Here is a 24,751-nt window from a genome sequence, read left to right on the forward strand (position 1 = left end):
GCTGTTAATGCAAACCAGTTGCAGTTGGACAAGAAGACGAAGAACTCGGAAAAAACCTGAATCTAACGTGAAATTATTTCCTGGCTGCCGTCCGGCAGCGTGCGCAGAGCCACCGGCAGGATGTGCGGCAAGGCCTTGAGCAAGGCATCGGTGTCGTTGGATTTGAACACGCTGGTCAGGCGCAACTCGCTGGCCGCGGTGCTGACCCGCAAGGGTTTTTCGCGGTAGCGCGAGACTTCCCGCGCCACCTCGGCCAGGCTGGCGTCGTTGAACACCAGCTTGCCGGTCTGCCAGGCCAGCAGTGCCTGGGCGTTGACCGGGCGGGCCGCCGCGACCGCGCCCTGGTTGTCGATGGATGTCCCCAGGCCCGCCGTCAGTGTGACCACCGGCTGCGCGGCATGCCCTTGCACCTTGACCGTTCCCGCCTCGACCACCACGCGGGTCTGGTCATCGTCGCGGCGTACATCAAACCGCGTGCCGGTAACCGTCACCTGCCCGGCCCCGGCCCGCACCACAAAAGGCCGGCTGGTGTCGTGCTCGACGCTGAACAGCGCCTGGCCCTGCTTGAGCTCTATCCCACGCCGGCCCTTTTCGTAGTGCACCGCCACCACGCTGCGGCTATTGAGGTCCATCAGCGAGCCGTCGGGCAACGCCACTTGGCGACGCTCACCCAACACCGTGCTGAACTGCGCGTCGTACACCGCCGGATGATCCAGGCCGCTGAACAGCCCAAGACCCACGGCCACCGCCAGCACACTAGCCGCCATGGCATAGCGCACTGCTCCACGCCGCTTGCGCGGCACAGGCGTATCGACCAGGGCCTGCAAACGGCGCTTGGGCAGCAGGTCGGCGGCGCTCCACAGCCCTTGCAGCACCTCGAATTCGTACTGGTGGGCGGGATGCTCCCCACACCATGTGTCGAAAAGACACTGGTCCGCATCGCTCAGGGGCTGATCCTGCAAACGCACGAACCACAGCGCCGCCTCGTCACGCACCGCTGCGCTGCCACAGGCACACTCACGGGTATCCATCATGGAAGATCCTGTTTCAAAGCGGGCATTGGTCATGGGGCCAGCGCGTCCAGGCGCTCGCGCAGATGCCGCAGGGTGCGGATCATATACTTTTCCACCATGTTTTTAGACAACCCCAGGCGCTCGGCGATTTCCTGTTGGGTCAGGCCCTCGACCTTTTGCCAGATGAAAATCTTGCGGCAATTGAGGGGCAATTCGGCCAGGGCCCGCTCGATGGAGTCCGCCAACTGCACTGCATGCATGAAATGCTCCGGGTCGCCACTTGGCGGCGCACTCTGGTCAAGGCCTTGCAGCTCCATTGCTTCACGCCGGTCGGCACGGCGATAGGCATCCACCGCAATATTGCGCGCCGTCTGGTGCAAATAGGCACGCGGCTGCTCGACCAGCGCCGCCTTGGACTCCAATACCCGCACGAATGTATCGTGGGCCAGGTCCTCGGCCTGCTGGCGATTGCGCAAGCGACGCGTCCAGGTCCCGACCAACTCCTCGTAGTACGCGAAAAAGCCTGGTCTGCGGGGCGGCTGAGGAGTCATCGAGGATGCACTGGGTAGGCGGGGCGTGAATAGTAATGCTTCCTATTAAGCAGAGCAATTGCTGACGGTCGCCCTCCCTGATAATGGCTTCTGACAATAACCATGCCACTGTGCCACTATCCAGTTTTCCTCGGGTGCAAGCCTCCATGACCACCAAGAAAACAAATAAACCAAAGACAACCAAGTCGAATAAACAATTCGTCCAGATGTCCGGCGAATTCGGCGTAACCTCAGAGCTGTACCGTCATCATATTCAAGCGTCGATTACCTATGGAAACGCCAAGAGTGCTGATGTCGTTGTTTTTTCGCCCACCGGTAACAGGGCAGCACGGGTTGAAGTCAAGTCCGCCTCAATCGAGACCTGGATTGTTGGCAAGCAAGCACTGCAAGCGGCATCTCATATTGTGTGGGTGTTCGTCTATCTTCCTGAACCTGCCGCCACCATCAGTCCTGCGCAAACCTCAGAAAACGCTGCAGCAGCCCCCAGGTATTACATCCTCAGCTCAAGTAACGTGAAGAGTATCTACGAAAAAAAAATGGCTCAAGCAATCACGGCACGCGCCACTAAAGCGCAAGTCCTCTCCTCGGTCGAAGCCAAAAAAATTCAGGATGCGCAAGGAGAAAGCCTCGACTCGGCCCCCGCCACCGGAAAAGTCACTTCAACCAAGGCCCCCATGATTATCTTTGAAGTGGCAGATGTTGATCCTGGATTTAATAAGTGGCACAGGGTGAACGAAGCACTCAAAGGCTGACCTGAGACACCGACGGTTCTCACACCAACCGCTTGATCTGCTTATGCCGCCACACCAACCGGTAATACGCCGTCTGCAACCCCAACATCACCAGATAAGTCACCGGGAACGCCATCCACACCCCTTCCAGGCCAAAGTGTGCATTGAGCAGGTACGCCACCGGCAGCTCCACACCCAGCACGCAGAAGATCGAGATCGCCACCGGCATCAGCACCACGCCGCTGGCGCGCATGATGCCGCCAATCACCGCCTGGAAGCCGAACACCAGAATGCTCCAGAGCATGATGTGCAGCAGGTGTTCGGCCTGGACCCGCGCCTGGTCATCGGTGATGAACAGGCCCAGTAGCCAGTGGGACAACACATAGCCCAGCACGATCAGGCTCCCGGTCAGGCACAGGTTGATGGCAAGGCCGGTGCGCAGGATCGGCCCGATGCGTTCCAGGCGCCCGGCGCCAATGGCCTGGGCGCCGAGGATCGAGGCGGTGATGGCAATCGACAGCGCCGGGAATTGCACATAGTTGACGATCTGCGTCACCGCGCCATACGCCGCCGTGGCCTGGGAGCCGTGGCCGTTGACCAGCGCCAGGATCACCAGCTCCGACAACGACAGCACCACCATCTGCAAGCCGGTGGGCAGGCCGATGCGCAGGACTTTGCCGAGGATCGCCCGGTCCAGGCGCAAGGCCGCCAGCAATGCGCGATCCGGCGCCATCACATGGTCTTTATGACGCAGGCGCAGCACCAGAAACAGCATGGCCACGGCGTTGGCCACAAGGCCAGCATAGGCCGCGCTCTGGATGCCCATGGGCGCCAGCCCCAGCCAGCCGCGGATCAGGGCCGGGGTCAGCAACAGGCCAACCACCGTCGAGACCATCAGCGCCAGCAGCGGCGACACCGTATCGCTCACGCCCCGCAGCAGTTGGGTGTAGAGGATGAACACCAGCAGCAGCGGCATGATCAGCATCATCACCTGGGCATAGCCGACGGCGTCGTCCAGCACATCCAGCGGCGTGCCCAATGCCTGCATGGCCGGGCGCGCGAACAGGCTGCCGAGCACGGCGGCGAGGATCCCGATCAACGCGCCCAAAGTCAGTGTCGCGCCAGTGATGACTTTGACCAGCGCCGTTTCCCCGGCGCCCCAGGCCTGGCCGATCAGCACCGAAGCGCCCGCCCCCAGGCCGATCACCAGGGCGATAAAAAAGAACACGATGGGAAACATCCCCGACACGGCTGCCAGCGCCTGGGTGCCAAGCATCTGCCCGACATAGATGCCGTTGAGGGTGCCGGAAAAACTCTGGAGGAAGTTGGACAGCACCATCGGCGCAAGAAAGAACAGGTAGACCTGCCACAGCGGGCGTTGCAAAGGGTTCTGCATGAAAAGCGGGGCCTCGGAATGACACAGCGACCGAGGGGTTATAGCGTATTGGATCCGATCCTGCTGTGTTTTAAACCGCTACCCACCTATCCCAGCATTTCCCGAAGCCGATACCACAACATGCCCAGCGCCAGTAACGGCGAGCGTAAAGCCTTGCCGCCGGGAAAGGTCATGTGCGGCACCCGGCTAAAGGTGTCCAGGCCCTGGCTGACACCCGCGTGGATCCCTTCGGCCAGCAACCGCGCGCACCAGTGCGTGACATTGAGCCCATGCCCCGAATAACCCTGGGCGTAAAACACGTTGGGATACTGCTGCAACCGACCCACCTGGGGAAAGCGATTGGCGGTAATACCAATCTTGCCGCCCCACTGGAACTCAATGGCCGTGTTGAACAACTGTGGAAACACCTTGAGCATCTTCGGCCGCATATACGCGGCGATATCCACCGGATCACGCCCCGAATAATGACAGGCGCCGCCGAACAACAGCCGACGGTCCGCCGAAAGCCGGTAGTAGTCCAGGCCGACTTTCTGGTCGCACAGCGCCAGGTTCTGTGGGATCAACTCGTCGGCGAGCGCAGCCGGCAACGGCTCGGTGGCGATGATATAGCTGCCGGCCGGCAGCACCTTGCCACTCAGGCGTGGCTCCAGTTCGTCGAGGTGTGCATTGCACGCCAACACCAGGCTGCCGGCCCGTACGGTGCCACCGGCGCAGCGCACCTGCACGGTGTCGCCATGGCTCAGTTGCAACGCCGGGCTGTGCTCGAAAATCCGCACGCCCAGCGCCTCGGCCACGCGGGCTTCGCCCAACACCAGGTTCAGCGGATGCAAGTGGCCCGAGCCCATGTCCACCAAACCACCGGCGTACAGGGTTGAGCCGACCACCTGCGCCATGTCCTGCGCCGCCACCAGCCGGGTTTGCGCCATGTAACCCAGGGTGGCCAGGCTGTCCAGCTCGCCCTGGAACGCGGCGAATTGCGCCGGAGTGTTGGCCAACTCGCAAAAGCCCCAGCGCAGGTCGCAGTCGATCCCGTGCTCACGGATGCGCTCACCCACCAAGGCCACCGAATCGATCCCGGCCCGTTGCAGGTAACGCACGCCCTCCTCGCCCACGTACCGGGCAAAACCCGAAACGTCATGGCCAATACCCCGGATCAACTGCCCGCCATTGCGCCCGCTGGCACCCCAGCCAATGCGCCGGGCTTCCAGGAGGATCACCGACAGACCGCGCTGGGCCAGCTCGATGGCGGTGTTGACGCCGGTAAAGCCGCCGCCGATCACACACACATCGGCACTCAGGTCCGCAGCCAGTGCCGCGCGCTCGGGCATGGCATTGGCGGACGCCAGGTAATAGGAACGGGCATGGTCTTGGGACTGGTTCATCGGTTGGACTTCACTTTGCTCCAGGCCCGGGTCATCACACGCATGATGGCCGGGCTGGGGGTGGTGGAAATGTACAGTTTGTCGAGCACGTCCTGGGGCGGGTACACCTCGGGATTGTTCACCAACTCCGGCGCCATGAAGGCCTTCGCCGCCAGGTTGGGGTTGGCGTAGCCGACGTAGGTACTGACCTTGGCAATCACCTCGGGGTCCAGCAGGTCGTTGATAAACGCGTGGGCCTGTTGCGGGTTGGTGGCGTCTACGGGAATCGCCAGCAAATCGAACCACAGGTTGCTGCCCTCCTTGGGAATCGCATAGGCGATGTTCACGCCGTTCTTGGCTTCCTTGGCGCGGTTGGCCGCCTGGAATACATCGCCGGAGTAACCGAAGGCCACACAGATATCACCGTTGGCCAGGTCCGAGATGTACTTGGAAGAATGGAAATAGGTGATGTATGGGCGCAGCGTCAGCAACTTGGCTTCGGCCTTTTCATAATCACCGACCTTCTCGCTGCGCGGGTCCATGCCCATATAGTTGAGGATCGCCGGGAATGCTTCATCCGCCGAGTCCAGGAATGCCACGCCGCATTGCTGCAGCTTCTTCAGGTTCTCGGGCTCGAACATCACCGCCCACGAATCAATGTGGTCGATGCCCAGCACTTGCTTGACCTTGTCGACGTTATAGCCAATGCCATTGGTGCCCCACAGGTACGGCACCGCATGGGCATTGCCGGGGTCGTTCTGCTCCAGCAGCTTGAGCAGCTTGGGGTCCAGGTTCGGGTAGTTGGGCAATTGCGCGCGGTCCAATTCAAGAAACGCGCCGGCCTTTACCTGGCGCCCCAGAAAGTGATTGGACGGCACCACCACGTCATACCCGGTACGCCCCGCCAGCAGCTTGCCCTCCAGGGTTTCATTGGAGTCGAACACGTCGTAGACCACCTTGATCCCCGTCTTGGCCTGGAAGTCGGCCAGGGTGGTCTCGCCGATGTAATCGGTCCAGTTGTAGACACTGACCGTCGGCGCGGCGTGGCTGGCGCTGCTGAACACCGCAGCCAGGGCCAGTGGGAGAAGCTGTTTGACGAGACGCATATCGACACCTTTTTATAGTTGATGATGGAGTCAGACACTCAGCAGCAGGAACTCACGCTCCCAGGAGCTGATCACCCGCTTGAAGTTTTCATGTTCGGCACGCTTCACCGCGACATAGCCCCGCACGAACTTGTCCCCCAGGTACTGCTTGACCGTATCGCAGGCCTCCATGCGCGCCAGGGCATCTTCGATGGTGATCGGCAGGCGCAGGTTGCGGCGCTCATAGGCACGGCCTTCGACCGGGGCGCTCGGTTCGATCTTTTCGATCATCCCCAGGTAGCCGCACAACAGGCTGGCGGCGATGGCCAGGTAGGGGTTGGCATCGGCCCCCGGCAGACGGTTTTCGACGCGCATCGCGTCGGCGCTGGAGGTCGGCACACGCAGGCCGACGGTGCGGTTTTCTTCGCCCCACTCCACGTTGACCGGGGCCGAGGTGTCGGGCAGGAAGCGGCGGAACGAGTTGACGTTGGGCGCGAACATCGGCAGCAGCATCGGGATGTATTTCTGCAGGCCGCCAATATGATGCAAGAACAGCGGGCTCTTCTGCCCGTCGGCATCGACAAACACCGGCTTGCCCGTGGCGATCTCCACCACGCTCTGGTGCAGGTGCATGGCGCTGCCCGGCTCGTCGGCCACCGGTTTGGCCATGAAGGTCGCGGCCACATTGTGCTTGAGCGCCGCTTCGCGCAGGGTGCGCTTGAACACCGTGATCTGGTCGGCCAGGTCGAGGGCGTCGCCGTGGCGGAAGTTGATTTCCATCTGCGCCGGGCCGTCTTCGTGGATCAGCGTGTCAAGGTCCAGGCCCTGGGCTTCGCACCAGTCATAGACATCTTCAAACAGCGGGTCGAACTCGTTGGCCGCGTCGATGGAGAACGACTGGCGCCCGGTTTCGGCACGCCCGGAACGGCCCACCGGGGTTTTCAACGGCAGGTCCGGGTCTTCGCAGCGCTGGGTCAGGTAAAACTCCATTTCCGGCGCGACAATCGGCTGCCAGCCCTGGTCGGTATACAGTTGCAGGACTTTTTTCAGCACATTGCGCGGCGACAACTCGATGGGGTTGCCCTGCTTGTCGAAGGTGTCGTGGATCACGATGGCGGTGGGTTCGATGGCCCAAGGCACCACGTAGGTGGCGTTGGCCACCGGGCGGCAGATCATGTCGATATCGGCCGGGTCCAGCAGGTCGTAATAGATGTCGTCGTCGACAAAATCCCCAGTTACCGTTTGCAGCAACACACTTTCCGGCAGGCGCATGCCACGCTCATGCAAGAACTTGTTGGTGGGCGCAATCTTGCCGCGGGCAATGCCCGTCAGATCGCTGATCACGCATTCGACTTCGGTAATCTTGTGTTCTTTCAGCCAGGTGGACAGCTGATCGAAAGGGGCATTCATAAAGACCTCGGCATGGGTTGGGTGCTGCGCCGGCTTGTACTTGCGGCGCATTGAGGTCTATCTTGGGCCAGCCTTACCCAGGCATCTATCCACTTTGCACGACCCACAACGCACCAATAGAGTGCGCACGGATCACCCATGACACAGGCAACCGCTTTGCGCGTACAGGCCTTCACCACCGGTGATGTGGCCGCCCAATGCAGTGCGACACCCGGTTGGGTGCAGCAGTACCAGCAGATGTCCCCGGGGCATTTTGCCGGGCAGATCCGCTACCTCGACCTGCAGGGGGTGCAGGTGTACGAAGAGTGCATGAACACCCGCGTCGAGCAGCACTTCAACGCGCCGCCGGGCGCCCTGGCCTTCTGTTTCGACGGCAGCGACAACGCGCTGTACCTGCTCAATGGCGAAAGCCGCAACACCTGGATCACCCCGGAAAACTACCGGGAAGTGGCGGTGGTGTTCGGCCCCCAGTTCGTGCAACGCCATGGCCTGGATGTGGCCAGGCTCGAAGGCCTGTTCATGGCGCCGTTGACCTGCCAACAGAACGCGTTGTTCAGCCGCTGGCTCAGTGGCACCCTGACGCGCTTGTCCTGCGAGATCGACCCGATCAGCCGCGACGCCCTCACCCGGCAACTGCTCGACGATTGCCTGTTTATCCTCGACAACGCCTGTGTGTGCCTGGACCGCCACTCATTGCAGCGCCGCAGCGAAGAACGCCGGTTGATGGCGCGCATTGGCGCGTGGGCGGCGGATGCGCCGGATGAAACCGTCAACCTGCTGCAACTGGCGCAGATCGCCGGCGTGCCGCTGCGCCAGTTGCAGCAGGGCTTCAAGACCTACACCGGGATGAGCCCGGCGCAGTGGTTGCGCCTGCGCCGGTTGAACGGCGCGCGGCGCGAGTTGTTGAGCTCAGCGGGTTCCACCGTGGCGCAGGTCGCGATGAACTGGTCGTTCTGGCACCTGGGGCGGTTTTCCAATAGCTACCGCGCGTTGTTCAAGGAGCTGCCCAGCGAAACCCTCAAGCGTCATGGTTGATACACGCTCAACCCTGTAGGAGCGGGCTTGCTCGCGAAAGCGGTGTGTCAGGCAATGAATGTCTGACTGACCCACCGTATTCGCGGGCAAGCCCGCTCCCACATTTGATTGCTATCAGGCTGGAGATTTGAGGAAGAGGCTCAGCAACTGATTCACCTGCTCCGCCGCCTCCAACTGCACCATATGCCCCTGCCCCGGCAAGATCTCAACCTGGGCCTGCAACCCCTGGGCATGCCGCACCGGAATGATCGCATCGTCACTACCCCAGATCACCAGGCTGGGTTGCTGCCCCACCACTGCACGCAGGTCAAGCATCTGCCGACCGCCATCAAACAGCTTGGCATTGAGTTGCCGCAACGCCTGGTCCACCCCCTCCAGGCGCTTGAACTTGAGCATGTCCTCCAGCATCTGCCGCGTGACCAACGCCGGGTCGCTGAACAGTTGCACCAGTTGCGGCTTGAGCGCGTTACGGTTGTTGGCTTCGGTGAAGCCTTGCAGGTAGTCACCGTTGATATCCGCACCCAGGCCGGCGCTGGCGATCAATACCAGCGAGGCAACCCGCTGCGGTGCCTGGCGCGCCACCGTCAACGAAACCAATCCGCCCATGGAATGCCCAGCGAGGTGCACGCGTTCAAGCTTGAGGTGATCGAGCAACGCCAGTACCGCCAGGCTCAACTCCTCGGCATCGCCACTGTGCAAGTGCTTGCCCGACTCGCCATGTCCCGGCAGGTCCAGGGCGATCACCCGGCGCTCGGCAGCCAGGGCCGGATGGTTGAACAGCCAGTTGTTCAAGTCGCCACCAAACCCGTGGATCAGCACCAGCGGTATGCCGCCCTCGCCAAGGTCGAGATAACGCAGCAGGCGCCCGCCCAACTCGACTTTCTGCGCACTCGGCCCCGACGCCTGCGCCTCGGCGCTGCTGGAGACAAAGCCGGCATTGAAGCGGTCGATCACCGCATCAATCTCTGCGTCGGTGGCTTCGCCCTCCACCACAATCGCTAGCAATGCGCCGACCGGCAACGTCTCGTCGCTCAGGGCCAAAACCCGGCGCAACACTCCACTGAACGGCGCCTCGACACTGCTGGAGATCTTGTCGGTCTCCACGTCGAGCACTTCCTCGCCCTTCTCTACCCGGTCGCCCGGCTGCTTGAGCCAGACATCGACCCGGCCTTCGGTCATCGACAGCCCCCACTTGGGCATGGTCAAGGTATGGATCATGCCGCAGTCCTCTTGTCAGCGATCTTGCGCACCGCGGCCTCGATCTTCGCCGCGTCGGGGATGTACAGGTCTTCCAGGGCATCGGAAAACGGCACCGGCGTGTGCGGCGCGGTGACCATCTCGATTGGCGCGCGCAGGAAGGAAAATCCGCGCTGGGCCACCAGGGCGCTGATATCCGTGGCGATGGAGCAGCGCGGGTTGGACTCGTCGATCACCACCAGGCGCCCGGTTTTCTCCACGCTTTCGAGGATGCTGTCTTCATCCAGCGGGCTGGTGGTGCGCAGGTCCAGCACTTCGCAGTCGATACCCTGACGCGCCAGGTTGGCCGCAGCCTCCAGGGCGATATGCACCATGCGCCCGTAGGTCACCAGGGTCACATCGTTGCCTTCGCGCACAAAGTTGGCCTCGCCGAAGGGCACGGTGTACAGCTCCTCCGGCACTTCGCCTTGCAGGCTGTAGAGCATCTTGTGTTCGAGGAAAATCACCGGGTCGTTGTCGCGGATCGCCTGGATCAGCATGCCCTTGGCGTCATAGGGCGTGGCCGGGCAAACCACCTTCAAGCCCGGGATGTGCGTCCACATCGAGGTGAGCATCTGCGAATGCTGAGCCGCAGCGCGCAGGCCGGCGCCGTACATGGCGCGTACCACCAACGGCGTGGTGGTCTTGCCGCCGAACATGTAGCGAAACTTGGCGGCCTGGTTGAGCAACTGGTCGAGGCAGCAGCCGATAAAATCGACGAACATCAACTCGCACACCGGGCGCATGCCCCGGGTGGCGGCGCCGACGGCCATGCCCACGTAACCGACTTCGGACAGCGGCGCATCCAGCACGCGGTCAGGGAACTGCGGGTACAGGCCCTTGGTCACCCCCAGTACGCCGCCCCAGGCATCCTGCTCGCCAGGGGCGCCGGTGCCGCCGGACACGTCCTGGCCGATGATAAAGACACTCTGGTCGCGGCGCATTTCCTGGGCCAGGGCTTCGTTGATTGCCTGCTGATAACTGATTTTACGAGCCATGAAATTCTCTCCGGGTCTTGTTGTTATGAGCGGTAGGCGACGTAGACATCGCTGAGCAGGTCGGCGGCCTGGGGCTTGGGATCGGACTTGGCCAGGCCCACGGCGTCGTCGATCAACTGCGCGACTTCGGCGTCGATGCGCTCGAACTGCGCCGCCTGCAACCAGCCTTCGGCGCTGCAGCGCTGGCGGAACAGCGCCAGGCAATCCTGGGTTTCGCGCAGGTTTTTCACCTCGTCACGGCCGCGATAGGTTTGCGCATCGCCTTCAAAGTGGCCGTAGAAGCGGTGCAACTTGACCTCGACCAGGGTCGGCCCCTCGCCCTGGCGCGCCCGCGCCACCGCCACGCCCAGCGCCGCGTGGACGGCAAAAAAATCATTGCCATCGACAATCACCCCCGGCATGCCAAAACCTACGGCGCGCTCGGCAATGTCCTTGCACGCCACCGACCAGCCGGAACCGGTAGCTTCGGCATAGCCGTTGTTCTCGGCGACGAACAGGCATGGCAGCTTCATGATCGCGGCCAGGTTCATCGCCTCGAACACCGCGCCCTCGTTGGAACCGCCGTCGCCAAAAAATGCCACGGCCACGCCCTGGCTGCCCTTGAGCTTGGACGCCAGGGCCGCGCCCGCCGCCAGCGGTGCACCGGCGCCGACAATGCCGTTGGCGCCGAGCATGCCCTTCTCCTGGTCGGCAATGTGCATGGAGCCGCCCTTGCCGCCGCAGACCCCGGTTTTCTTGCCGTAGATCTCGGCCATCATGCCGAACACATCCACGCCCTTGGCGATGCAATGGCCGTGGCCACGGTGGTTGGAGGCGATGCAATCTTCATCGTTGAGATGGGCCATGACTCCGGTGGCGCAGGCTTCCTGGCCGGCATACAGGTGCACGAAACCGGGGATCTCGCCGGTGGCGAATTCCACGTGCAGGCGCTCTTCGAAATCACGGATGGTGCGCATCACGGTGTAGGCATGCAGCAGTTGATCGGTGGACAGGTGAGTGGACATCTTGTTGTTCTCCAGGTTGTCTCGACACACAAAAGGCTGGCTGCGGCCAGCTGCAACCTGTTCAGCACAGCCTGTGCCAAGGCCCGGAAAAACCTGGCAAAGCCTTGATCCAGAGCAGTGCCGTGCGGTTGTGCCGGTGCGGGATGCCACCGCACAATGAGACGGCGCATTGCAGCGTGCAGGCTGCGTCTCAGGCAGGATGAGACGTTGCGTCTCAAGGCGGGCAGTTGGTCAGGCCGCCCTTGTCCCCCTGCGCCCGCGGGCGCTTAATGGCGGGCATAACAACAAAGATCGAGAACCGGAGGCCTTATGCTCGCCGCGAACTCCAGGGAGCACGTCGACTGCGTCAGTCGCGTGGTCCGCAATGCCGACCGCCTGCCCCAGGCACCGGTGCCGTCGCTGATTTTCGATTCATGGCGCCGCTCCATGGAACAACACCACCTGGACCCCGGTTCCCTACAGGGCCCGCGGATCCTCAGCGAGCCGCTGCTCAAGGAATGCCGCGAGCGCGCCGAACTGTTCATGCGCATTGCCAGCGAGCAAGTCAGCCAACTGCACCACCGCGTGCGCCACGCCGACTACTGCGTGATGCTCACCGACGCCCAGGGCCAGACCATCGACCACCGCGTAGACGCGGCCATCCGCAGCGACTGCCGCAAGGCCGGCCTGTACCTGGGCACCTGCTGGTCGGAAGCCGAAGAAGGCACCTGCGGCGTGGCCACGGTGCTGACCAGCAAGGCAGCGGTGACGGTGCACAAACGCGACCACTTCCGCGCCGCCTTTATCAACCTGACCTGCTCCGCCGCGCCGATCTTCGACCCCCAGGGCAACCTGCTGGGGGTGATGGATGCCTCGGCGCTGCAATCCCCGGATGACCGTCGCAGCCAGCACCTGGTGCGGCAGATGGTGGCGCAGAGCGCCCAGGCCATCGAAAACGCCTTCTTCATGCACAGCGCTGCCAAGCACTGGGTGCTTCAGGCCCACAGCACACCGGGTTATGTCGACAGCCAACCCGACCTGTTGCTGGCCTGGGACCACGACGGGCGCCTGCAAGCCTTGAACAGCAAGGCCCGCCAGGCCTTGCGCCGGCGTTTTGGCCAGGTGCCGGTGCATATCGGCGAGGTGTTCGACCTCGATGCCCTGCGCGCAGTGACCGATCAGTCGGTCCAGCAACTGCAGTGGCTGGGAGAACCTGGGGTGCTGCAAGTGCGCGTCAACACCCCGCGACGCCAACCGGCGCGGGCGCTGCCGAGCTCCCAGGTCGACCCACGCGTGGAAGAACACCTGCGCCTGGCCGTGCGGGTCAAGGATCGCAACCTGCCGGTGCTGGTGCAGGGTGAGACCGGGGCCGGCAAGGAAGTCTTCGCCCGCCAACTGCACGCCCGCAGCGCGCGCCGCGACGGGCCATTCGTGGCGGTGAACTGTGCGGCGATCCCGGAGAACCTGATCGAAAGCGAGTTGTTCGGCTATGTCGCCGGCGCGTTTACCGGGGCGTCCAGCAAGGGCATGACCGGACTGTTGCAGCAGGCCCACGGCGGCACGCTGTTTCTCGATGAAATCGGCGATATGCCCCTGGCCCTGCAAACACGCTTGCTACGGGTGATGGCCGAAGGTGAAGTGGCCCCGCTGGGCGCGGCAAAAACCCGCGCGGTGGATATCCAGGTGATCTGCGCCAGCCACCGCGACCTGGCGACCCTGGTCAGTGACGGGCGTTTCCGTGAAGACCTGTACTTTCGCCTGGGCTGCGCCCGCGTCACCCTGCCGCCCCTGCGCGAACGCACCGACAAACTGGCGTTGATCAACCGGCTGCTGGAACAGGAGGCCCGCAGCAGCGGGGTCACGGTCGGCATCGGCCAGGCTGCGTTGGAGTTGCTGCTGGGCTATGCCTGGCCGGGCAATGTGCGGCAACTGCGCCATGTGCTGGCGTATGCCTGTGCGGTGTGTGAAGGCGGCACGATCCAACTGGCGGACTTGCCGGTGGAGGTGCGTGGTGAGCGGCTGGAGCTCGAGCTTGAGCAAAGTATGAGCCCGGAGCGGCAAGTGGTGCTGGATGCCCTGGTACGCCATCGCTGGAAGCCATTGCCGGCGGCGCAGGCGCTGGGGATTTCCCGCGCGACCCTGTATCGCCGGGTCAAGCAGTTGGGCATTGATATGCCGGGTAAACACCCCTGACCCAATGCAATCCAAATGTGGCTTGCCAGCGATAGCGGTGGGTCAACCAGCATCAATCCCAGCAATGCCGCCGCCATCGCAGCCTCGCCAAGGCTCGACAGCTCCTACATTGATAGATTGCATTTCAGCTGTCACTGCAGGATGCACACGGTGCTCAATGTACGAAGATCCAAGCCCGCTCCCAGATTTTTTACCGAGTCGAGTCTGGGGGTTAGCGGTACACGAGGCCACCGTCGATCAACGGCGCCTGCCCGGTCATGTAGTCCGAATCCGGGCCGGCCAGGTAAGCCACCAGCCCCGCCACATCCTCCGGCGTTTCTGCACGGCCCAGGGCAATCCCATCCACGTACTTCTTGTACGTTGCCCCCACTGGCGCGCCGGTAATCTCGGCCATGCGCTTGTCGATCTCGACCCACATATCGGTGCCCACCACGCCCGGGCAATAGGCATTCACCGTCACCCCCGCGCTTGCCAGTTCCTTGGCCGCCGCCTGGGTCAGGGCGCGCACGGCAAACTTGGTCGCCGAGTACACGCCCAGCAGGGCAAAGCCTTCATGCCCGGCAATCGAGCAGGCGTTGATGATCTTGCCCTTCTGCTTGAGCGCCTTGAACTTATTGCCGGCAGCCTGGATGCCCCACAACACGCCCTGCACGTTGATGCCCAGGGTGCGTTCGACCTGTTCCGGGGTCACGTCCAGCAGCGAATCGATCTGCGCCACCCCGGCGTTGTTGACGATGATGTCAAAGCCACCCAGGGTCTGGTGCGCATGCTCGACCGCCGCGACCACCTGTTCACGCTTGGACACGTCGGCGATGAACACCGAGGCCTTGCGCCCAAGTGCCACCACCTCGGCCGCCACGGCTTCGAGCTTGGCGCCATTGATGTCGACCAGCGCGATATCCGCCCCGTCCCGCGCCAGGCGCAGGGCGATGGCCCGGCCAATGCCTTGCCCGGCACCGGTCACCAGTGCAACTTTTCCAGCGATACCCATGATGATCTCCTGCAACGATAAACGAAGCCTTGTCTATCGCAGGTGCGGGGTCACGCTGTCGAGGCCCGGACGGATTGGCGTGGGGCTTGAGACGCAACGTCTCAAGCAGCCGGGCCAAGGCGAGTACTTGTAAAGACGCGCACTTATGCCTAGCTTATGCGCCCCCGCCCCGCGCTTTAAGGCCTTGCCCCCATGGTTTTGCGTTTTCGCCCCGTCGTCACCTCACATTTGGCCCTCGGCCTGCTGCTCAGCGGCGGCATTGGCAACAGCCTGGCGGCTGAGCTGGAACTGCCGGCGCTGACCATCCAGGGCCAGGATGAGTCCGGTTATCGTGCGCAAAGCGCGTCGGTCGGCGGCTTCGATGAGGCGCCGCTGCTCGACACCCCGGCCTCGATCACCGTGATCAATGCCGCGCTGATCAAGGACCAGCAGGCACGCCTGCTCAGCGAAGTGCTGCGCAACGACGCCTCGGTGGGCGAAAGCTACGCACCGATTGGCTACTACGAAAATTTCGTGGTCCGGGGCTTTTCCCTGAATGCCGCCAGCAGCTACAAGATCAACGGCCGCACCATCACCGGCGAGCAGAACGTGGCCCTGGAAAACAAGCAGCGGGTGGAGTTGCTCAAGGGCCTGGCGGGCCTGCAAAGCGGGATTTCCGAGCCCAGCGGCGTGATCAACTACGTGACCAAGCGCCCGGAAGACGTGCGCTCGGTCACGGTGTCCACCGATGATCGCGGCAGCGGCTATATCGCCACCGACGTCGGCGGCTGGTTTGGCAGCGAGCAGCAATTTGGCTTGCGCGCCAACGTCGCCCATGAAGACCTCAATTCCTATGTCGAGCACGCCAATGGCCAGCGGGACTTTGTATCCCTGGCCTTCGACTGGAACATCAGCCCCGACGCCGTGCTGCAACTGGATGCCGAATACCAGGACAAACAACAGCGCTCGGTGCCCGGCTACCAGTTGCTCGGCGGCACCGAAGTGCCCCACGACGCCTCACCGAAAAAACTGCTCGGCCACCAGAGCGGCGCCAAGCAGGTGGGGATCGACTCGCTGAACCTCAACGGCAAGTTCGAGTACCGCTTCAGTGACCAGTGGAAAGGCAGCGTCAGCGCGGCCCGCAGCAAGGTGGTGATTGATGACTACAGTTCGTTTGCCTGGGGTTGCTACGGCTCCCCCAGCTGCGAAGGCGTCAAAGTGCCGAACTACTTCAGCCCGGAAGGCAACTACGATATCGCTGACTACCGCAGCCCTGACGACACCCGGCGCAATGATGAAGTCCAGGCGGCCATGACCGGCCTGTTCAGCACGGCCGGCCTGAGCCATGAACTGACCTTCGGCACCAGCGCTTTTCGCCGGGTGATCGACAAGCGCAAGTCAGTCAATGAATACGTCGGCAGCGGCAATATCGATCAGGACCCGGAAACCTTCCCGCCCACCGACAAGCCCCTGAACGACAGCCACCGGCGCCTCGACAGCCGCCAGTACGGGTTGTTCGTTACCGACCGCATCAGTTTCAACGAGCAATGGCAAACCGTGCTCGGTGGCCGCGAAGTGCGCCTGGATGAAAAAGCCTTCGATCGATATGGCGTGCAGGAGCGTCACACCCAGCAGTACGAGTTCCTGCCCAACGCTGCGCTGATCTACAAGCCAGTGGAAAACATCTCGCTGTACACCAGCTACAGCAAGGGCCTGTCACTGGGCGGTGAGGCACCGTGGTATGCGAGCAACGATGGGGAAATCCTCGCCCCGACCGTCTCGCGGCAGATCGAAGCCGGGGTGAAATACGACTGGCGCCGCATCAGCTTCGCCGCCGCAGTGTTCCAGACGCGCCAGGCCTACCAGTACGCCAAGCCAGACAGCGCCGGCGAATTCACCTACGTGCAGCAGGGCCAGCAGAAGAACACCGGGCTGGAACTGTCCGCCAACGGCTGGGCCACCGAGCGTCTGCAGATCGCCACCAGCGTGGCGGCGATTCGGGCACGGGTGAACGGTAGCGGCACCCCGCAGTACGAAGATCACCAGACAATCAACGTGCCCAAGCTGCGCGCCAGTGTGTACGCCGACTACGCCCTGCCCTGGGTCAACGGCCTGGCAGTGCTCGGCGGCGTGCAATACAGCGCCAGCAAGAACGCCAACCGCACCGGCAATGTGGAAGTGGGGGATTATGCGCTGGTCAACATCGGCAGCCGCTACACCACCAAAGTCGATGGCTATGAAACGGTGTTGCGCCTGAGCGTCGACAACCTGTTCGACAAGCGCTACTGGCGTGATGCGGGCGAATACATGGGCGATGACTACCTGTTCCAGGGTGCACCATTGACGGCGCGCCTGAGTGCTTCCATCAACTTCTAACCCCCGACCCAATGTGAAACCTGGCTTATGGGAAACCTGGCTTATGTGGGAGCTGGCTTGCCTGCGATGGCATCACCTCGGTGCATCTGTAAGACCTAGGCGCCTGCATCGCAGGCAAGCCAGCTCCCACACAAGCCAGCTCCTACATTGGCCAGCGGCTACCCTTGAATGTCGTTACTTGGGCATCTTGCGAAAGCCCACCGCCAGGCGGTTCCAGCTGTTGATGGTGGCGATGGCCACGCTCAGGTCAACCTGCTCGGCGGCGCTGAACTCGGCATTGAGCAACGCATAATCTTCATCCGCCGCGTGGGTCTGGCTGATCAGCGTCAAGCTTTCGGCCCAGGCCAGGGCGGCACGCTCGCGCGGGGTGAAGAACGGCGTTTCGCGCCAGGCCGAGAGGGTGCACAGGCGCCGTTCGGTCTCGCCGCCCTTGCGTGCATCGGCGGTGTGCATGTCCAGGCAGAAGGCGCAGCCGTTGATCTGGGAGACGCGCAGGCGTACCAGTTCGAGCAGCGGCAGTTCAATGGACAGTTTGCCGACGGCGGCTTCCAGGGCGAGCATGGCTTTCATGGCGTCAGGGGACGCGGTGTAGAAATCGGTGCGGGCGTGCATTGTGTGACTCCTGGACAGTGGGAATTGGCGCCCAGCTTAATCCCCCCACTGCCTCGCACAAATAGCCAATCCTGACGAAGAACAGGTAGCCAATGCCAGGCGCTTCAGGCCCGGCTGCGCAGCCAATGCAAGAAGCCCTTTTTCACCGGCACGATGGGTGCGTCCTGGGTCAGGTGCTGGGCGGCGTGCAGGCGGAAATCCAGGAGGTTCTGCATGGCCTCGCTGATGTCGTGGCGCGCGTCCAGGCACGGCTTGAGGTATTCCTTTTCGATGCGATAGAGGGTGCAGTAGGTCTTGGCCACAAAGTCCGCGGGCACGCTTTGCTCCCCCAGAATCCCCGCTTCGCCAATCACCTCGCCCGGCCCCATGCGCCCGGCTTCGAATTTGTGCCCGGCCTTGACCAGCATCACCGAAACCACCCCGGACTCAATGATAAACAGGTGATCGCTGACCTCCCCGGTCGGCAGGATCATCTCGCCGGCGCGGAAGGTGTGCAGGGTCATGTTCTGGCTGAAGGTTTCCTTCTCTTCCTGGCGCAGGGTCGAGAAGATATTCGAGCTTTCCAGCAGTGCACGTGCGGGCGTGGTGGCCGGCGTGGTCGGGCTTTCGGCGCTGGACAGCAGGCTTACGCCGGCCGCCTGCAAATGCCGGTAGGCCAGGTCATAAAGCTGGTTGCGCACCTCGCGCTTGAGGGCCATGGCCGGCACGAAGCCGCTGATTTCATATTCCACGCCACCCCCGGTGGAGGTCTTGAACGCCACACTCGGCGCCGGCTTGGCCAGCAATTGCCGGCAACCTTGCATGGCCCGTTCCAGGGCTTCCAATACCGTTTGCGGGCGCGCGTGAGGGCTGACTTGCAGGCTCACCGCCAGGCCGAACATGTCGGCCGGGCGCGAGAAATTGATGATCTTGGCCTTGGCCGCCAGGGAGTTGGGGATCACCGCCATGCTGCCCTGGGAGGTTTGCAGGCGCGTGGCGCGCCAGTCGATATCCGTCACCCGGCCTTCGGTGCCGTCGATGGAGATCCAGTCATCCAGTTGGTAGGGCTTGGTGGTGTTGAGCACAATCCCGGAGAACACGTCGCTCAAAGTACTTTGCAGCGCCAGGCCGACGATGATCGCCACCGCGCCGGAGGTGGCCAGCACGCCCTTGACCGGCAGGTCGAGCACGTAGGCCATGGCCGCGATGATCGCGATCAGGAAGATCACCGCGCCCATCAGGTCTTGCAGCAAGCGCCCGGTGTGGCCGACCCGCTGCATCATCAAGGCCCCGAGCAACACCGTCAGGGTGCGCGCGGCGAACAACCACCAGCCGATCTGCAAGGCGGTGGCGGCCAGGTGCAGTGGGGTGTTGTCGGCATAGGGCGCCAGTTGCATGGGGTTCATGCCGTCGTTGAACAGCACGGCACTGAACACGGCGAAGATGCCCAGGCGCGCGATCAGTTTCCAGTTGCCGGAACTGGCTGAAAACAGACGCCAGACGACGATATCGATAAGGATCAGCGCCAGGGCGCACAGCATCGGGTGAGCGGAGATGAAAGACAGCATCCAGGCGACTCCAGGGCGAATGCCCTGAAGATCGCATGAAATGGCGTTGGCGGGTATAGGGCACCCCCAATCAGCGGGAGGCGCCGTGCATTTGGCCGAACTGGCCGGACTGGAAGTCGGCGAAGGCCTGGTGAATCTCTTGCTCGGTGTTCATCACGAACGGGCCGTGACCGACGATGGGCTCGTCGATGGGTTCACCACTGAGCAGCAGCACCATGGCGTCGGCGTTGGACTCCAGGCTGATCTGCGCGCCATCACGCTCGAACAGCACCAGTTGCCCTTCGCGTGCCAGTTCCTGACCGTTGACTTGCACGGTGCCCTTGAGCACCACCAGCGCGGTATTGCGCCCGGCGTGCAGGTCCAGGGTCACGGCCTTGCCGCCGTTGAGGCGCAGGTCCCACACGTCAATCGGCGTGAAGGTGCGCGCCGGCCCTGTGCGGCCCGCGAACTCACCGGCGATCAGGCGCAGGCTGCCGGCGCCATTGGCCAGGGGCAACGACGGGATATCGCCGTCGAGGATGGTCTGGTAGCCGGCCTCGCTCATTTTGTCCTTGGCCGGCAGGTTGACCCACAGCTGCACCATTTCCAGGGCCCCGCCCCGTTTGGCGAAGGCTTGGGAATGGAACTCCTCGTGCAGGATCCCTTTGGCCGCAGTCATCCACTGCACATCGCCCGGGCCGATGGTGCCGCCGGCGCCGGTGGAATCACGGTGCTCGACTTCGCCTTCGTAGACGATGGTCACGGTTTCAAAGCCGCGATGGGGATGCTGGCCTACGCCACGCCGCTGGGTGGTGGGGGTGAAATCCGCCGGGCCGGCGTGGTCCAGCAGCAGGAACGGGCTGATGTGCTTGCCCATGGTGTCGTAGGAAAACAGCGTGCGAACCGGGAAACCGTCGCCTACCCAGTGGCTGCGTGGGCTGGTGTAGATACCGATGATGTTTTTCATGAGGGTCCTCCAATGTGCATACACCTTAAATCCAATACCAATAAGGCGGTAGACAGCGGATTTGGCTCGCATCGTTCCACACATGGGACGACTTGATGGCGGCGTGTCATAAAATACGTGAATGATAATGACTCGTAGTAATATCCCCGCTCTCCCGCTCAACTCCCCCGAGGGCCGCCATGCCATTTGCCCCTGCGCCTGTAGCGCCGCGCGTCCTGGTGGTGGACGACCACCGCAAGATCCGCGAGCCGCTGGCCATCTATTTGCGTCGCCACACCTTCGAGGTGCGCACCGCTGAAGATGCAGCGGGCATGTGGCAACTGCTCAAGACCCAGGCCTTCGATGTGATCGTGCTGGATGTGCTGCTACCCGATGGCGACGGTTTTGAGCTGTGCAACCAACTGCATCGGCGCAGCAACACCCCGGTGATCCTGTTGACCGCCCGCGATGCCGCCGCCGACCGCATTCGCGGCCTGGACCTGGGCGCCGACGACTACATCACCAAGCCCTTCGAACCCCGTGAGCTGGTGGCGCGCATCCACAGCGTGCTGCGCCGCCAGGGCCGCAGCCAGGCCCCCATGGCGCCGGCCAGCCGCAGCTACGGCTTCGCCGGCTGGCACTTCAGCGCCATCAGCGCACTGCTGACCCGCGCAGGCTGCCCGCCGATCCAACTGAGCACCGCCGAAAGCCGGCTGCTGCAAGTGTTCCTCGAGCATCCCAACACCCTGTTGCCCCGCGAGCGCCTGATCGACCTGACCGCCGCCGCCGACAGTGATGTCAGTGACCGCACCATCGACCGCCAGGTCAGCCGCCTGCGCCGCAAACTGGCCCACGACGGCGCGGCGGCGGACCTGTTGCGCACCATCTGGGGCGGCGGCTACCTGCTGGCGGCCGACGTCACCCCGTGCGCCGCTTGAACCGCTGGCGCCGCCTATGGCCGCGCACCCTGGTGCAGCAACTGAGCCTGTTGTTGCTGCTGGCGCTGCTGGCCTCCAACGCCATCGCCATGCTGTTCCTGCAACGCACCGGCAGCCTGATCCACCCGCTGTCGCGCAGTTTCAGCCTGGAACGCCTGGTGATCGCACACCATGCCGCCGGCCTGGGCGGCGAAGAGCCGGCGCACCTGTTGGCCGCGATGAACACCGAGAACGCACGTTTCTGGATCGCCCCCCGGGCCGAAGTCGAGCCGTTTGAACTGCGCCCCGAAGAACGGCGCCTGGCCAACGAACTGCGCCAACACCTGCAACTGCCGCCAGACGTGCCCATCGGCATGCAGTTGGAACGCATCAGCGGCGCCAACGCCCGCACCCATGTGTTCAGCCCCGCCGGCTGGGCGCCCTTGCGGTTGCGCAGCAGCATCGGCCTGCCGAACGGCCAGTACCTGAATGCGCTGCAGCATCCCGCCGGGGCGTATGAATGGGGCCGCGTATTGGCCTACAGCCTGCCGGTGACCACGGTGCCGGTGCTGCTGATCGTGATGTTTTTCATCGCGCGGGTGGTGCGCCCGGTGAAAACCCTGGCCCAGGCCACCGAACGGGTCAGCCGGGGCGAATGGATCGCACCGCTGCCCTTGAGCGGCCCCCAGGAAGCCCGTGACTTGACCACCGCCTTCAACACCATGCAGGCCAACCTGGCCCGGCATGTCGAAGGGCGCACGCGGATGTTGGCGGCGATCAGTCACGACCTCAACACCCCGCTCACCGAACTGCGCTTGCAGGTTGAGTTGCTGGAGCCAGGCCCTGAGCGGGACGACATGCTCGACAGCCTCGGCGAGCTGAGCGCCATGGTGCGCGAAACCCTGAACTTCGTGCGCGACGACGCCGTGCAGGAAGCCACCCGCCGAACCTCGTTGAGCGCATTACTGGATGACCTGGCCAAGCGTTACCGGCGCCTGCAACAACCAGTGACCTGGCTGGGCGCCCCGCCGCTGCTGCTCGATTGCCGGCCGCTGGCGCTCAAGCGCGCCCTGGCCAACCTGATCGACAACGCGGTCAAACATGGCGGCGATGCCTGTATCAGCCTCAAGCACGAGGACACGGGGGTGCTGTGCGTGGAGATTCTCGACCATGGCGCCGGCCTGCCCCAGGACTGGCTGAACAAGGTGTTCGAACCCTTCGTACAGCTGGGCGCCAGCGGCGGTGGCCTGGGGTTGGGCCTGGCGATTGCACGGTCGTGCATCCAGGCCCATGGCGGCGAACTGCTCTTGGAGAACCGCCCACCGGCAGGTCTCTGCGCGGTGGTGCGGTTGCCTGCAGCGCCTTAGAAGTTGAACGTGGCCCCCATCCACAAGGTGCGCCCGTAGTTCACGGTGCCGTAGGTCTCGTCGTCCAGGCGCTTGTTGGCCAGGTTATTGAGGGAGGCATTGAGGGTCAGGGATTCGGTCGCATCAAAGGAGCCGCCCAGGTCGGCGGTGGTGTAGCCCGGCGCCGGTTTTTCACTGGTGATGGTGTTACCGGTTTCCTCACCGTAATAGCTCAACGAAGCCCAGGCCTGGGCGCGGTCGTTGATACTCCATTCGCTACGCACATTGGCCTTTTGCTTGGGGGTCAAGGCCAGGGGCGCGCCAGCGTTGGCACCGGTTTTCTGTTCGGAATCGGTGTAGGTGTAGTTGGCCTTGAGCAGCACGCTGGGGTTGATATCCCATTGGCCGTTGAGCTCCACGCCCTGGATGATCGCCTTGTCGACGTTAACCCGCTCCATGATGGTGTAGCCGTTCCAGCGCTGGTCGGTGGTGACGGTGGACAGCTTGTCCTGGAAGTCGTTGTAGAACAGGGTCGCGCCCGCCGACAGATCGTCACGGTTGCTCCACAGCGCCGAGATTTCGTAGTTGGTGCTGGTTTCCGGCTTGAGGTCGGGGTTGCCGAACATCACGAAACGGTTGCGCCGCAGGTAGGCGTAGTCCGCCACCACCGCGCGGATCTCCGGGGCCTTGAAGCCACGGGCGATGCCGCCCTTGAACGTCCACTGCTCGCTGGCGCGCCACACCCCATACAGCCGTGGGCTGACATGGGCACCGTATTCTTCGTGATGATCCAGGCGCAGGCCGGTGGTCAGGGCGAAGCTATCGGTGACCGACCATTCGTTCTCGGCAAACAGGGCTTTTTGCACCACCGAGAACTCGTAGTCCACACGGTCGCCCAGGCCCTGGTTCCAGTCGGTCAGCTGGCTTTCGTTCCACTGCATGCCCACGGTGCTGACGTTATGGGCCGTGGGCACCACCAACTTGGCGTCGAACACGCTGTTCTTGACCTCGGGCTTGCGTCCGAAAATATCGGTTTGGGCCGGCGTGGCGCGGCCTTCGCGGGTGGAAGTTTCCTGGGCAAAGGCAATGTCCGAGGTGGCCCAGCCCCAGCGGCCCTGGTGCGACAGCGACCAGTGATCGCGGTTGTTTTCCTGCTCGCGGGTGGCCCAGTTGGCGCTGATCCCATCGCCGTTTTTCAGGCGCGTGGCGCCGGCTTCAAGAAGGATGTCGTGGTCGATGCCCGGGGTGAAGGCCAGGCGCGCGGTGAGGTCGCGGTGATCGGCTTTACTGAAGCCATTGGTCTGCTCAATATCGTCATCGGCCTGGCGGTCGAGGTAACGGCCCCACACCTGCAAGCCGAGCAGGTCCTCCTTGAGCGGGCCGCTGAGGTAGAACTGGGTCTGGCGCGCATTGCCCTGGTCGCTGTGCTGGCGGGCCGAGTAGTCATAGCCAACGGAGCCGCCCCACTGCGGCGACACCTTGCGCGTGATCACGTTGATCACCCCACCGATGGCATCGGAACCGTACAGCGACGACATCGGCCCGCGCACCACTTCGATGCGCTCGATGGCGGCGGCCGGCGGCACAAAGCTCTGCTCGTAGCCACTGTTGCCATTGACCCGCGACTCCCGGGCGCTCTGGCGTTTGCCGTCGACCATGATCAGCGTGTAGTCGGCGGGCATGCCACGGATCGAGATGTCGGTTTCATTGGCCCCGCCATTCACCGTGACGCCCTCGACATCCCGCACCGCATCGCCCAGGTCGCGGTACGACTTGCGGCGCAAGGCCTCGCCATCGATCACCGTGACCGAGGCCGGCGCGTCTTCGACATTCTGTGCAAAGCCCGAGGCGGTCACCACCACCTCATTGAGTTGCAGTGACGCAGGCTCATCGGCGTGAGCGTTGAGACTGCCAGCCACCAGCAGGGCCAGCGGCGCAAAACGAAAAGCAGGAAGCATGGGCGTAGACCTTCAGGATTTATCTCAAAAGAGAATCGTAATCATCTACACCCGGATAACTTGGACAAAGTGTGACAACTGCACCCGCATGCGCTTTTGTAGGCGCTG

At 63.3% G+C, this 24,751-nt stretch carries 20 protein-coding genes; 6 read left to right on the forward strand and 14 right to left on the reverse strand.

Going from position 1 to position 24,751, the window contains the following annotated elements; genetic code table 11:
• Positions 1 to 62 precede the first annotated feature (62 nt).
• Positions 63 to 1,031 (reverse strand): FecR family protein, encoded by a 969-nt coding sequence (locus AC19YY_RS05525; protein ID WP_170043233.1) that lies wholly within the window; start codon positions 1,029 to 1,031, stop codon positions 63 to 65.
• A 32-nt stretch (positions 1,032 to 1,063) separates the two neighbouring features.
• Entirely contained in the window at positions 1,064 to 1,564 is a 501-nt protein-coding gene (locus AC19YY_RS05530; protein WP_169957014.1) for a sigma-70 family RNA polymerase sigma factor, read from the reverse strand.
• Positions 1,565 to 1,710: 146 nt separating this feature from the next.
• Here AC19YY_RS05530 and AC19YY_RS05535 point away from each other — a divergent pair, with 146 nt between their 5' ends.
• Positions 1,711 to 2,316, forward strand: coding sequence for a hypothetical protein (locus AC19YY_RS05535; protein ID WP_432755420.1), 606 nt, complete (start codon positions 1,711 to 1,713; stop codon positions 2,314 to 2,316).
• Positions 2,317 to 2,335: 19 nt separating this feature from the next.
• Here AC19YY_RS05535 and AC19YY_RS05540 read toward each other — a convergent pair whose 3' ends face one another.
• From AC19YY_RS05540 to AC19YY_RS05555, 4 genes are all read right to left on the reverse strand, one after another.
• Positions 2,336 to 3,691, reverse strand: coding sequence for an MATE family efflux transporter (locus tag AC19YY_RS05540; RefSeq protein ID WP_170043195.1), 1,356 nt, complete (start codon positions 3,689 to 3,691; stop codon positions 2,336 to 2,338).
• A gap of 86 nt (positions 3,692 to 3,777) precedes the next feature.
• On the reverse strand, positions 3,778 to 5,073 hold the full coding sequence (locus AC19YY_RS05545; RefSeq protein ID WP_500603925.1) for an NAD(P)/FAD-dependent oxidoreductase: 1,296 nt from the start codon (positions 5,071 to 5,073) through the stop codon (positions 3,778 to 3,780).
• Positions 5,070 to 6,158, reverse strand: coding sequence for a polyamine ABC transporter substrate-binding protein (locus AC19YY_RS05550; RefSeq protein WP_500603926.1), 1,089 nt, complete (start codon positions 6,156 to 6,158; stop codon positions 5,070 to 5,072). The genes AC19YY_RS05545 and AC19YY_RS05550 overlap by 4 nt, the downstream gene beginning before the upstream one ends.
• 30 nt (positions 6,159 to 6,188) lie before the next feature.
• Positions 6,189 to 7,547 (reverse strand): glutamine synthetase family protein, encoded by a 1,359-nt coding sequence (locus tag AC19YY_RS05555; RefSeq protein ID WP_170043234.1) that lies wholly within the window; start codon positions 7,545 to 7,547, stop codon positions 6,189 to 6,191.
• A 138-nt stretch (positions 7,548 to 7,685) separates the two neighbouring features.
• On the opposite strand from AC19YY_RS05555, the gene AC19YY_RS05560 reads away from it, so the two are divergent.
• The gene (locus AC19YY_RS05560) at positions 7,686 to 8,582 is read left to right on the forward strand and encodes a helix-turn-helix domain-containing protein (protein ID WP_172314251.1); all 897 of its coding nucleotides are present in this window, start codon (positions 7,686 to 7,688) and stop codon (positions 8,580 to 8,582) included.
• Positions 8,583 to 8,696: 114 nt separating this feature from the next.
• On the opposite strand, the gene AC19YY_RS05565 is transcribed toward AC19YY_RS05560, so the two are convergent.
• The 3 genes from AC19YY_RS05565 to AC19YY_RS05575 are packed head-to-tail and all read right to left on the reverse strand — an operon-like array spanning position 8,697 to position 11,820.
• Complete coding sequence (locus AC19YY_RS05565; RefSeq protein WP_500603927.1) at positions 8,697 to 9,800, reverse strand: acetoin dehydrogenase dihydrolipoyllysine-residue acetyltransferase subunit; 1,104 nt, start codon at positions 9,798 to 9,800, stop codon at positions 8,697 to 8,699.
• Entirely contained in the window at positions 9,797 to 10,816 is a 1,020-nt protein-coding gene (locus AC19YY_RS05570) for an alpha-ketoacid dehydrogenase subunit beta (RefSeq protein ID WP_432755415.1), read from the reverse strand. The genes AC19YY_RS05565 and AC19YY_RS05570 overlap by 4 nt, the downstream gene beginning before the upstream one ends.
• A 23-nt stretch (positions 10,817 to 10,839) precedes the next feature.
• Positions 10,840 to 11,820, reverse strand: coding sequence for a thiamine pyrophosphate-dependent dehydrogenase E1 component subunit alpha (locus AC19YY_RS05575; RefSeq protein ID WP_500603928.1), 981 nt, complete (start codon positions 11,818 to 11,820; stop codon positions 10,840 to 10,842).
• A 309-nt stretch (positions 11,821 to 12,129) separates the two neighbouring features.
• Between AC19YY_RS05575 and AC19YY_RS05580 the strand changes: the two genes are divergently transcribed.
• Positions 12,130 to 13,992, forward strand: coding sequence for a sigma-54-dependent Fis family transcriptional regulator (locus tag AC19YY_RS05580; protein ID WP_500603929.1), 1,863 nt, complete (start codon positions 12,130 to 12,132; stop codon positions 13,990 to 13,992).
• 211 nt (positions 13,993 to 14,203) lie between these two features.
• Here AC19YY_RS05580 and AC19YY_RS05585 read toward each other — a convergent pair whose 3' ends face one another.
• Positions 14,204 to 14,983, reverse strand: coding sequence for an acetoin reductase (locus AC19YY_RS05585; RefSeq protein WP_169957189.1), 780 nt, complete (start codon positions 14,981 to 14,983; stop codon positions 14,204 to 14,206).
• 192 nt (positions 14,984 to 15,175) lie between these two features.
• On the opposite strand from AC19YY_RS05585, the gene AC19YY_RS05590 reads away from it, so the two are divergent.
• Positions 15,176 to 17,338 (forward strand): TonB-dependent siderophore receptor, encoded by a 2,163-nt coding sequence (locus AC19YY_RS05590; protein WP_500603930.1) that lies wholly within the window; start codon positions 15,176 to 15,178, stop codon positions 17,336 to 17,338.
• Between the two features lie 174 nt (positions 17,339 to 17,512).
• Here AC19YY_RS05590 and AC19YY_RS05595 read toward each other — a convergent pair whose 3' ends face one another.
• From AC19YY_RS05595 to AC19YY_RS05605, 3 genes are all read right to left on the reverse strand, one after another.
• Positions 17,513 to 17,950 (reverse strand): carboxymuconolactone decarboxylase family protein, encoded by a 438-nt coding sequence (locus tag AC19YY_RS05595; protein WP_169957183.1) that lies wholly within the window; start codon positions 17,948 to 17,950, stop codon positions 17,513 to 17,515.
• A gap of 104 nt (positions 17,951 to 18,054) precedes the next feature.
• On the reverse strand, positions 18,055 to 19,497 hold the full coding sequence (locus tag AC19YY_RS05600) for a mechanosensitive ion channel family protein (protein ID WP_170057887.1): 1,443 nt from the start codon (positions 19,495 to 19,497) through the stop codon (positions 18,055 to 18,057).
• A 70-nt stretch (positions 19,498 to 19,567) separates the two neighbouring features.
• Complete coding sequence (locus AC19YY_RS05605; protein ID WP_432755411.1) at positions 19,568 to 20,443, reverse strand: pirin family protein; 876 nt, start codon at positions 20,441 to 20,443, stop codon at positions 19,568 to 19,570.
• Positions 20,444 to 20,622: 179 nt separating this feature from the next.
• Here AC19YY_RS05605 and AC19YY_RS05610 point away from each other — a divergent pair, with 179 nt between their 5' ends.
• Positions 20,623 to 21,360 (forward strand): response regulator, encoded by a 738-nt coding sequence (locus AC19YY_RS05610; protein ID WP_169957178.1) that lies wholly within the window; start codon positions 20,623 to 20,625, stop codon positions 21,358 to 21,360.
• A gap of 29 nt (positions 21,361 to 21,389) precedes the next feature.
• Positions 21,390 to 22,706 (forward strand): ATP-binding protein, encoded by a 1,317-nt coding sequence (locus tag AC19YY_RS05615; RefSeq protein WP_500603945.1) that lies wholly within the window; start codon positions 21,390 to 21,392, stop codon positions 22,704 to 22,706.
• Here the strand turns inward: AC19YY_RS05615 and AC19YY_RS05620 are convergent.
• Positions 22,703 to 24,643, reverse strand: coding sequence for a TonB-dependent receptor domain-containing protein (locus tag AC19YY_RS05620; RefSeq protein ID WP_500603931.1), 1,941 nt, complete (start codon positions 24,641 to 24,643; stop codon positions 22,703 to 22,705). The two genes, AC19YY_RS05615 and AC19YY_RS05620, sit on opposite strands and share 4 nt — an antisense overlap.
• Positions 24,644 to 24,751 lie beyond the last annotated feature (108 nt).

Source organism: Pseudomonas sp. MF09156 (assembly GCF_059862305.1).

What these genes read in the sequence shown, in the direction of transcription:
- AC19YY_RS05525 (WP_170043233.1), bottom strand. Translation starts at nt 1,031, where the DNA reads ATGGATACCCGTGAGTGTGCCTGTGGCAGCGCAGCGGTGCGTGACGAG.
- AC19YY_RS05530 (WP_169957014.1), bottom strand. Translation starts at nt 1,564, where the DNA reads ATGACTCCTCAGCCGCCCCGCAGACCAGGCTTTTTCGCGTACTACGAG.
- AC19YY_RS05535 (WP_432755420.1), top strand. Translation starts at nt 1,711, where the DNA reads ATGACCACCAAGAAAACAAATAAACCAAAGACAACCAAGTCGAATAAA.
- AC19YY_RS05540 (WP_170043195.1), bottom strand. Translation starts at nt 3,691, where the DNA reads ATGCAGAACCCTTTGCAACGCCCGCTGTGGCAGGTCTACCTGTTCTTT.
- AC19YY_RS05545 (WP_500603925.1), bottom strand. Translation starts at nt 5,073, where the DNA reads ATGAACCAGTCCCAAGACCATGCCCGTTCCTATTACCTGGCGTCCGCC.
- AC19YY_RS05550 (WP_500603926.1), bottom strand. Translation starts at nt 6,158, where the DNA reads ATGCGTCTCGTCAAACAGCTTCTCCCACTGGCCCTGGCTGCGGTGTTC.
- AC19YY_RS05555 (WP_170043234.1), bottom strand. Translation starts at nt 7,547, where the DNA reads ATGAATGCCCCTTTCGATCAGCTGTCCACCTGGCTGAAAGAACACAAG.
- AC19YY_RS05560 (WP_172314251.1), top strand. Translation starts at nt 7,686, where the DNA reads ATGACACAGGCAACCGCTTTGCGCGTACAGGCCTTCACCACCGGTGAT.
- AC19YY_RS05565 (WP_500603927.1), bottom strand. Translation starts at nt 9,800, where the DNA reads ATGATCCATACCTTGACCATGCCCAAGTGGGGGCTGTCGATGACCGAA.
- AC19YY_RS05570 (WP_432755415.1), bottom strand. Translation starts at nt 10,816, where the DNA reads ATGGCTCGTAAAATCAGTTATCAGCAGGCAATCAACGAAGCCCTGGCC.
- AC19YY_RS05575 (WP_500603928.1), bottom strand. Translation starts at nt 11,820, where the DNA reads ATGTCCACTCACCTGTCCACCGATCAACTGCTGCATGCCTACACCGTG.
- AC19YY_RS05580 (WP_500603929.1), top strand. Translation starts at nt 12,130, where the DNA reads ATGCTCGCCGCGAACTCCAGGGAGCACGTCGACTGCGTCAGTCGCGTG.
- AC19YY_RS05585 (WP_169957189.1), bottom strand. Translation starts at nt 14,983, where the DNA reads ATGGGTATCGCTGGAAAAGTTGCACTGGTGACCGGTGCCGGGCAAGGC.
- AC19YY_RS05590 (WP_500603930.1), top strand. Translation starts at nt 15,176, where the DNA reads ATGGTTTTGCGTTTTCGCCCCGTCGTCACCTCACATTTGGCCCTCGGC.
- AC19YY_RS05595 (WP_169957183.1), bottom strand. Translation starts at nt 17,950, where the DNA reads ATGCACGCCCGCACCGATTTCTACACCGCGTCCCCTGACGCCATGAAA.
- AC19YY_RS05600 (WP_170057887.1), bottom strand. Translation starts at nt 19,497, where the DNA reads ATGCTGTCTTTCATCTCCGCTCACCCGATGCTGTGCGCCCTGGCGCTG.
- AC19YY_RS05605 (WP_432755411.1), bottom strand. Translation starts at nt 20,443, where the DNA reads ATGAAAAACATCATCGGTATCTACACCAGCCCACGCAGCCACTGGGTA.
- AC19YY_RS05610 (WP_169957178.1), top strand. Translation starts at nt 20,623, where the DNA reads ATGCCATTTGCCCCTGCGCCTGTAGCGCCGCGCGTCCTGGTGGTGGAC.
- AC19YY_RS05620 (WP_500603931.1), bottom strand. Translation starts at nt 24,643, where the DNA reads ATGCTTCCTGCTTTTCGTTTTGCGCCGCTGGCCCTGCTGGTGGCTGGC.